Raw genomic sequence first — 7,957 nt, 5'->3', positions numbered from 1 at the left:
CCGGGGGCCGAGGCGCGGATCCCGGGGGCGGGGGGACGCACCCGGGGGTTGGGCCCCCCCACCCCCCCGGTGAGGGGGGGGGTGGGGGGGGCCCCCCCCCCCCGGCGGGGGGGGGCGCCCCGGGGCCCCCCGCCCCCGCCCGTCACGCTGCCGGTCTCGTCACCCGTGAGCCGTCCGAGGCCGTTGTAGCCGAAGGTCAACTCGAGGAACGAGTTGGTCTGCGAGCCGCCGACGTACGGCCGCATGCCCGCGGGCACCAGCTCGACGAGGGCGACCCACCAGCCGGCCGACACCACGACCGCACCGAGCGCGGCCAGCAGGTGCAGCAGCCGCTTGCGCAGCAGGACGGGCGCCGCGACGAGGTACACCCCGGCCAGTACGGGCAGGATGACGAACGCCTGCAGTTGTTTGGTCAGGAAGCCGAAGCCGATCGCCACGCCCGCCCAGACGACCCAACGGACGCGGCCCGTCTCGACGCCGCGCAGCGTCAGGTACGTGGCGAGGGTCAGCAGCAGCACGAGCAGCGCGTCGGGGTTGTTGAAGCGGAACATCAACGCGGCGACCGGGGTCAGCGCGAGGACTCCACCGGCGACGAACGCGGCGACGCCCGAGAAGTGCCGCCGCACTGTGGCCCAGACGAGTCCGACGGTCGCGACGCCCATCAGGGCCTCGGGCAGCAGGATGCTGAACGACGACAGTCCGAACACCCGGACCGACAACGCCATGACCCACAGGCTCGCGGGCGGCTTGTCGACCGTGATCGAGTTCGCGGCGTCGGACGAGCCGTAGAGGAACGCCTCCCAGTTCTGCGAACCGGCCTGCACCGCGGCCGAGTAGAACGAGTTCGCCCAGCCGTTCGCCGACAGGTTCACCAGGTAGAGAGCCCCCGTGGCGACCAGCAGCGCGAGGAACGCCGGTCGCTCCCACCGTGCCGCGTCCTCACGCCCGCGCGCCAGGCGACGAGCGAGCGGACGGAGGCGCGGGCCGGCCGACCCGGACGGCGAGCGTCGATCGGTCAGCGGCACCGGCGTCGTCCCGGCGCTCATCGACCGACCACCGTGACGTCGTCGTCGGCGGCGACGCGGGTGGCGAGGTCGGACACGGGGTCGGCGACACCGACCCGCTCGTCGGCCGGTCCCGGCGTCACGTGCGTCGCCTCCGACCGGAACACCCAGACGCGCAAGAGCACGAAGCGCAGGACGGTCGCGACGAGGTTCGCGGCCGTCAAGACCAGCAGCTCGGCCTGCGCGTCGGCCGCGGGAGTCGCGGCGTGCAGCACGACGAGCGACCCCGAGGTCAGCGTCCAGGCGAGTACGAAGACCATCAGCCCTTGCAGTTGGTGTCGCGCCACGCCCGACGCCCCCCGTACCCCGAACGTGAACCGCCGGTTGGCGGCCGTGTTGACCACGGCCGTGACGAGCAACGACACGAAATTCGCCGCCTGGGCCGGCATCACCTGCTGCGCGCCGAGGTAGAGCAGCGCGTACGCGGCGGTCGAGGCGACCCCGACGACGCCGAACCGCACGACCTGCGAGAAGAACGTCGGAGGCGCGGGCGGCTCGAACGGACGCCTCCCGATCGCGTCGTACACCGCTTGGACCGGGACCGCGCCCCGGGCGATGCCCGTGCCCACGCGCAGCATCCCCTTGAGGTCGGCGGCGGCCGTGGAGACGATGTCGACCGAGCTGTCGGGGTCGTCGACCCAGTCGACCGGCACCTCGTGGATGCGCAGGCCCGAGCGCTCGGCGAGGATCAGCAGTTCGGTGTCGAAGAACCACCCGGTGTCCTCGACGAGGGGCAGCAGTCGCTCGGCGGCCTCGCGCCGGATCGCCTTGAAGCCGCACTGGGCGTCGCTGAACCCCACCCCCATCGTGCGACGCAGCAGGAAGTTGTAGCTGCGCGAGACGAATTCCCGCGTGCCGCCGCGCACGACCCGCGACGACCGGCTCAGCCGGGTGCCGATCGCGAGGTCGGAGTGGCCGGAGAGCAACGGTGCGACGAGCGGGCCGAGCGCAGAGAGGTCGGTGGAGAGGTCTTCGTCGAGGTAGACCAGCACGTCGGCGGGCGAGGCCGCCCAGACCTGCTTGAGGGCACGGCCTCGGCCCTTCTCGGCGAGGTGGACGGCGGTCACGCACCGCAGGCGTCGGGCGAGGTCGTCGGCGAGGGCCGGCGTGCCGTCGGTGCTGGCGTTGTCGGCCACGGTGATGCGCCAGGTCTCGGTGACGTGGCGGGTCAGATGGTCATGGAGGCTCGTGATGCTGGCCTCGAGGGTGGCGGCCTCGTCGAAGACGGGCACCACGATGTCGAGACGCAGGATGTCGGTGTCAGGCATGGGACCACGATCGGTCGCCACGCCATCAGCGGCCTCGCATCAGTCGATGGCGACGCCGCGGAGATCCTATGGGCCTTCCATGACGGGGGTCCCGCGGTTCAGACCGCCAGGGCCAGGGCTCCGAGCAGACGGTCGAGGGTCGGCACTCCCGGTGAGCGGAAGACGACCTCGCCGTCGTCCCGCGTGACCACGATGGTGGGCGTGCTGCGGACGTCGCGCCGTTCGGCGTCGGCGGGCCGGGCGGCGACGTCGGCCTCGTCGACGACGAGCGAGGGCACGAGGCCATTCGCCTCGGCGACGACCGCCCTGGCCGCGTGGCAGGGACCGCAGAAGGCCGACGTGTAGAGCTCGAGCATCATGCCGGGGACAACGAGGAGGCGCGAGGGAATCTTCCCCCGCGCCTCCTGCGGTCTGGTGAGTCGGTGCGGCCGGGGCCGCCGACGTCAGTTGTCGCGGTCGTCGTTGCGGTCTTCCGGGTCGACGACGGGGTCGCTGTCCTTCGCGTCGAGCGAGTAGTGGACCTGCAGTTGTTCGCCGACCATCTTGGCCTCGGTGGCGGTGTAGACGATGCCGGTCTCCATGCCGTCGACCAACACGAAATCGGTGATCTGCTCGTCGTACGAGCCGTCGGTGCTGATGCGGGTGTCGGTGGAGCCGTCGCTCGGACCGCCGTCGAAGAAGACGACGTACTCGGAACCCTCGGCCACGGTGGGCTTGCTGTCTGTCATGTCCACAGGTCTACCAGGAGGCACGGAGTCGGCGCCCAGCTTCGTTCGGCGAAACCGCATAGCCACGCTATATAGCTTGGCTATACACTTGAGGGATGACTCCCCAGCCGACAGACATCTTGGAATCCCTCCTGACGTCGACCCATCGCCTGACGCGCATCGCCGCGCAGGAGACCGGCCGCACCACCTCACCCGCCGTGTGGCGCACGCTCTCGATCCTGACGACCGACGGCGAGCTCCGCGTCGGAGACCTCGCCCGGGCCAGTCGCGTGTCGCAGCCCACCATGACCAAGCTCCTCCGAGGCCTCGCCGAGGACGAGCTCGTCAAGCGCATCGCCGACACCGACGACTCCCGAGCGTGGCTCATCGCCATCACCGACAAGGGCACGGCGGCGCTCGTCGAGTGGCGGGGGCAACTCGCCGACTCGCTCGGCGGCCTCTTCGCCGACCTGGACGACGACGAGTGGGCCGTGCTCGAGCACGCCACCCGCCTCCTGGCGTCACGGGTCGGCCATCGCGCCGCCGGCCACGCCGACGTCCACTCCGACGCCGAGGCGGTGTTCGCGTGAGCGCCTCCGCCTCGAGCTCCTCGTCCTCTTCCGGCACCGCGCACGGAGCCGGGCCCAGCATCCTGAAGCAGCCGACCGCCGTGTGGGCCATCGCCTTCGCCTGCGTCGTCGCCTTCATGGGCATCGGGCTCGTCGATCCGATCCTCCCCGCCATCGCCGAGTCGCTGAAGGCCAGCCCGACCCAGACCGAACTGCTCTTCACGAGCTACCTCGCCGTCACGGGCGTGGCGATGTTCTTCACGAGCTGGGTGTCGAGTCGACTCGGCGCCAAGCGCACCCTGCTGATCGGGCTCGCCCTGATCGTGCTCTTCGCCCTGCTCGCCGCCACCAGTGGCGACGTCTGGTCGATCATCGGCTTCCGTGCCGGCTGGGGGCTCGGCAACGCCCTGTTCATCTCGACCGCCCTCGCGACGATCGTGGGCGCGGCATCCGGCGGCACGGCCTCGGCGATCATCCTCTACGAGGCGGCCCTCGGACTCGGCATCGCCATCGGCCCCCTGATCGGCGGCCTGCTCGGCTCGGTCAGCTGGCGCGGCCCGTTCTTCGGCGTCACCACCCTGATGGCGATCGCCTTCATCGCGATCGTGCTGTTCCTCAAGGGCGGCGCCATGGAGAAACCCACGCCCACGACGCTGTCGGCCCCGTTCCGCGCCCTGGGCCGCCCGGCCCTCGGCGCCCTCGCAGCGACCGCCCTGTTCTACAACATCGGATTCTTCGTCCTGCTCGCGTACACGCCGTACCCGCTGGGCTTCGGGGCTCTCGGCATCGGGTTCACCTTCTTCGGCTGGGGCGTCGGCCTCGCGATCACCTCGGTCTGGGTCGCCCCGCTGCTGACCGCGCGCCTGCGTCGGACGACCGTGCTGCGCATCGCACTCCCCCTGCTCGCGCTCGACCTCGTCGCCGCCGCGGTCGTCGTCCGGACGCCGGCCGCCCTCGTGGTCTGCGTGGTGGTCGGCGGCCTGGTGCTCGGCGTGCTCAACACGGTGCTGACCGAGTCCGTCATGGAGGCGACCGACCTGCCCCGCTCGGTGGCGTCCAGCGCCTACTCGGGCGTGCGCTTCCTCGGCGGCGCCGTGGCCCCGCCCGTCGCGACGCTGCTCGCCGACACCATCGACCCCAGTGCCGCCTACGTGTTCGCCGCCGCGAGCGTCGCCATCGCGTTCGTCGTCGTGGTCGCCGCCCGAGGGGCCCTGCGCCGGGTCGACGACGGCCCCGAACCGGCTCGCGTCGAAGCCGAGGCCATCGGAGCCGGCGAGGCGATCTGACCGCACCGCACCGCGCCTCCTGCCCTGGTCCCGTGCAGGAGGCGCGGTGCCGGAAGGGCACCGGACTAGACTCGCGGAATGGCTACGAGCAACGACCGACTGGTCTGGATCGACTGCGAGATGACCGGGCTCGACCTCTCGGTCGACGAACTGGTCGAGGTGGCCGTGGTCGTGACCGACTTCGACCTGAAGCCCGTGCACCCCGGCTTCGCCATCGTCATCAAGCCGGACCAGTCCGCCCTCGACAACATGGGCGAGTTCGTCACCGAGATGCACCGCTCGTCCGGCCTCATCGACGAGATCCCGGACGGCGTCAGCCTCGCCGAAGCCGAGTTCGAGGTGCTCGAGTACATCCTGAAGTACGTGCCCACCGAGCAGCACGCGCCCCTCGCCGGCAACACCATCGGCACGGACCGCGCGTTCCTCGCCAAGTACATGCCGCGCGTCGACGGCCACCTGCACTACCGCAGCGTCGACGTGTCGTCGATCAAGGAGCTGGCCCGCCGCTGGTTCCCCCGCGTGTACTTCAACGCTCCGCAGAAACACGGCGGACACCGGGCCCTGGCCGACATCCTCGAATCCATTCGCGAACTCGAGTACTACCGCCGTGCCGGATTCGTCGCCGACCCGGGTCCCACCACCGAGGACGTCCAGGCGATCTCGAAGGCCGTCGTGGACGAATGGGCCCCCCGGCTGTAGTAGAGTCTTCTCGTTGCGATCGCCTCGGCAGTCGACAGCATCGTCGGAAACGACACATGGTGGGTATAGCTCAGCTGGTAGAGCGCCTGGTTGTGGTCTAGGAGGCCGCGGGTTCAAGCCCCGTTACTCACCCAAAATGAAATCCCCTGCCCTCCGATGGGCAGGGGATTTTTTGGGTTCTGGGGCTTTTTGGTCTCTGATGCGCGAGCGCATCCGAGACGTCGAGGGTCAGGACTTCGCTGCGCTCGTCACGTTCAGGGCGGTGCGATGGCGACTCAGCTTCGCTCGTCGGCTCAGGGGGCCAGGACGTCGGCGTGGGAGGGTGGTGACGTGGACGACGAACGACCGGCAGCAGGCATCGACCCGGCGGAGGTGAGCGCGGAGGCGTTCGACGCGATGGTGGTCGACCAACTCGATCTGCTGCCCGACGACATGGTCGACGGGCTCGACAACGTCGTGTTCGTCACGGAAGACCGCCCCGAGGACGGCACGCTCGACCTGCTCGGCCTCTACGACGGCGTCGCCCTGACCGAGCGTGGACAGTACGGCTTCGGCGAACTACCCGACCGGATCATCCTCTACCGCGAACCGCACCTCGCCGCCGTGGACGACCTCGACCAGCTCGCCGACGAGATCCACGTCACGCTCGTCCACGAGATCGCCCACTTCTACGGGATCGACGACCACCAACTGCACGAACTCGGCTGGGCCTGACGGAGGCCGCCGTCAGCCGATGATCTGGTACGTGAACCGGTAGGCGTCGGCCGGGAGGCCCTCGTCGAGGTCACCGACCATCTCGACGTCGAAGGCGTCGGGTCGCGAGACGACGAAGAACTGGGACGACGCAGCCGTGTTCGACGCCGGACAGATCGAGACCACCGGCGCCGTGGTGAAGGGCTTCGAATAGCGGACCCGCACCTGCGTTCCGGGACGACGGGCCCGACCCGAACCGAAGCCGAGCGTTCCCCTCAGATCGGACCCCGACAGGGTGGGAGCCGGTGCGCCGTCGCCGTTCCGCCCCATGGCCGACGCCACGGGCGAGGGGCCACCGAGGGCACCCAGCAACCGACGTCCCACCGCGAGGTCGCCACCCCAGGCCCAGAGCGGCCGAGCCTCGACCTCTCGTCGGTCGACCACGTCGACGGCCGAGCCGGTCGTGGCGATCCGTGTCGTCGGATCGACGGCGAACCGCGAGCCGTACCCGGCCCCCAACTCGACCCCTGCCTGCGTGAAGCGACCGAGACGGGTGCCCACCAGGGCGAAGTCGTCGCCCTTGGTCAGCCGCACCAGCACGGTCGACGCTCCGACCTGGGCAGGGTCCGCGCCGAGCAGGGCACCGCCGAGCAGTCGGATGCCGCCGTCGATGTCGACGCCACGACGTCGCCTCTCGTCGTGCTCGATCAGGGGACCCGGGCCACCGTAGATCGTCGGGGCGACGAACTCGATCTGCCGGACGTTGCCGATGCGCACGGTCGCGTCACCGTCCGATCCAGCCCGCTGCAACGTCTCGATGTGCGGGGCGATCAGCCTCACGAACTCGACGAAGTACTCGGCGGTCGAACCCCAGGCGAGGTCGAGGGAGACGTTCGCACTGCCCTCGATGTGCAGGTTCACGCAGGTGAACGTGTTCGTGTTCGACCCACCCGACGCCGGTGACCGCACGACGACCGCGGCCGCGTCGGCCGACCCGCAGTTGTTGACGAAGAGATCCGACCAGAGGTTGTTGTTGACGCGCTCGACGAGGAGGGCCGTTCCGGCCACGCCGGCCAACTGCACCCTGTCGAAGCGCGACTCGAACCCGTTCACGACCTGGACGAGGGGTGCCGCCGAGCCGTTGCCCTGCAGGGTCAGCCCCTCGAGCGTGACACCGTTCCCGTCGACGACGAGCATCGGCCTCGTCGAACGGGCGAGGTGCCGGATGGTGACGCCACCGTCGGTGGAAGCCCCGTACCGACTGACGTCGGCCCCCGTGCCCTGGATCGAGACCAACAGGGGCACCGTGACGGAGTCGACGACGTACGTGCCCGCCGGGACGAGCACACGCCCCCGGACCACCCTGGCCGCCTCGACGGCCGCGGCGAAGGCGGCGGTGTCGTCCGTCAGACCGTCGCCGACGGCACCGTGGTCACGGACGTCGACCCCCGTGCGGTCGTCCGACGTCCCGACCTCCGCAGCCGGTGCCGCCCCGGAACCGTCGGCGGATGGCCCGTCGGAGGGCGGCCCGTCGTCGGCGCGAGCGACATGGGCGCCGGGGGCGACGGCCGCGACACCGGCCGCCGCGATGCCCGCCGCACCGACGAGCAGGAAACCGCGACGCGATCGGTTCGGCGTCTCGTCGAGTGGATCGGTCATGACGGCAGGGTA

At 70.6% G+C, this 7,957-nt stretch carries 9 protein-coding genes and 1 tRNA gene; 5 read left to right on the top strand and 5 right to left on the bottom strand.

From position 1 onward, the window contains the following. From ACVJ1F_RS06105 to ACVJ1F_RS06090, 4 genes are all read right to left on the bottom strand, one after another. The coding region (locus ACVJ1F_RS06105) for an ArnT family glycosyltransferase (RefSeq protein WP_456885240.1) at positions 1-1,046 on the bottom strand (1,046 nt) is incomplete at its 3' end. Then, complete coding sequence (locus ACVJ1F_RS06100; protein ID WP_456885238.1) at positions 1,043-2,332, bottom strand: glycosyltransferase; 1,290 nt, start codon at positions 2,330-2,332, stop codon at positions 1,043-1,045. The genes ACVJ1F_RS06100 and ACVJ1F_RS06105, both read right to left, overlap by 4 nt. 98 nt (positions 2,333-2,430) lie before the next feature. Further along, positions 2,431-2,691 carry a thioredoxin family protein gene (locus tag ACVJ1F_RS06095; RefSeq protein ID WP_277959952.1) on the bottom strand — a complete coding sequence of 87 codons (261 nt, stop codon included), beginning with the start codon at positions 2,689-2,691 and terminating at the stop codon, positions 2,431-2,433. Positions 2,692-2,775: 84 nt separating this feature from the next. Next, the gene (locus ACVJ1F_RS06090; protein WP_157485491.1) at positions 2,776-3,060 is read right to left on the bottom strand and encodes an oligoribonuclease; all 285 of its coding nucleotides are present in this window, start codon (positions 3,058-3,060) and stop codon (positions 2,776-2,778) included. A 95-nt stretch (positions 3,061-3,155) separates the two neighbouring features. On the opposite strand from ACVJ1F_RS06090, the gene ACVJ1F_RS06085 reads away from it, so the two are divergent. The 5 genes from ACVJ1F_RS06085 to ACVJ1F_RS06065 all read left to right on the top strand — a co-directional run bounded on the left by ACVJ1F_RS06085 (position 3,156) and on the right by ACVJ1F_RS06065 (position 6,307). Next, entirely contained in the window at positions 3,156-3,629 is a 474-nt protein-coding gene (locus tag ACVJ1F_RS06085) for a MarR family winged helix-turn-helix transcriptional regulator (RefSeq protein WP_056048448.1), read from the top strand. Continuing rightward, entirely contained in the window at positions 3,626-4,894 is a 1,269-nt protein-coding gene (locus tag ACVJ1F_RS06080) for an MFS transporter (protein ID WP_456885235.1), read from the top strand. Before ACVJ1F_RS06085 ends, ACVJ1F_RS06080 begins: the two co-directional genes overlap by 4 nt. 78 nt (positions 4,895-4,972) lie before the next feature. Beyond that, the gene (gene orn, locus ACVJ1F_RS06075; protein ID WP_056048454.1) at positions 4,973-5,593 is read left to right on the top strand and encodes an oligoribonuclease; all 621 of its coding nucleotides are present in this window, start codon (positions 4,973-4,975) and stop codon (positions 5,591-5,593) included. Positions 5,594-5,652: 59 nt separating this feature from the next. Next, positions 5,653-5,725: transfer RNA gene (locus tag ACVJ1F_RS06070), tRNA-His, on the top strand. A 264-nt stretch (positions 5,726-5,989) separates the two neighbouring features. Beyond that, positions 5,990-6,307 (top strand): metallopeptidase family protein, encoded by a 318-nt coding sequence (locus ACVJ1F_RS06065; protein ID WP_056049129.1) that lies wholly within the window; start codon positions 5,990-5,992, stop codon positions 6,305-6,307. 12 nt (positions 6,308-6,319) lie between these two features. On the opposite strand, the gene ACVJ1F_RS06060 is transcribed toward ACVJ1F_RS06065, so the two are convergent. Next, on the bottom strand, positions 6,320-7,945 hold the full coding sequence (locus ACVJ1F_RS06060; RefSeq protein WP_456885233.1) for a glycosyl hydrolase family 28-related protein: 1,626 nt from the start codon (positions 7,943-7,945) through the stop codon (positions 6,320-6,322). Positions 7,946-7,957 lie beyond the last annotated feature (12 nt).

The organism is Frigoribacterium sp. 2355, from assembly GCF_054060695.1.
The sequence above is the reverse complement of the archived record's forward strand: the minus strand, read 5'-3'. Positions and strand labels throughout refer to the sequence as shown.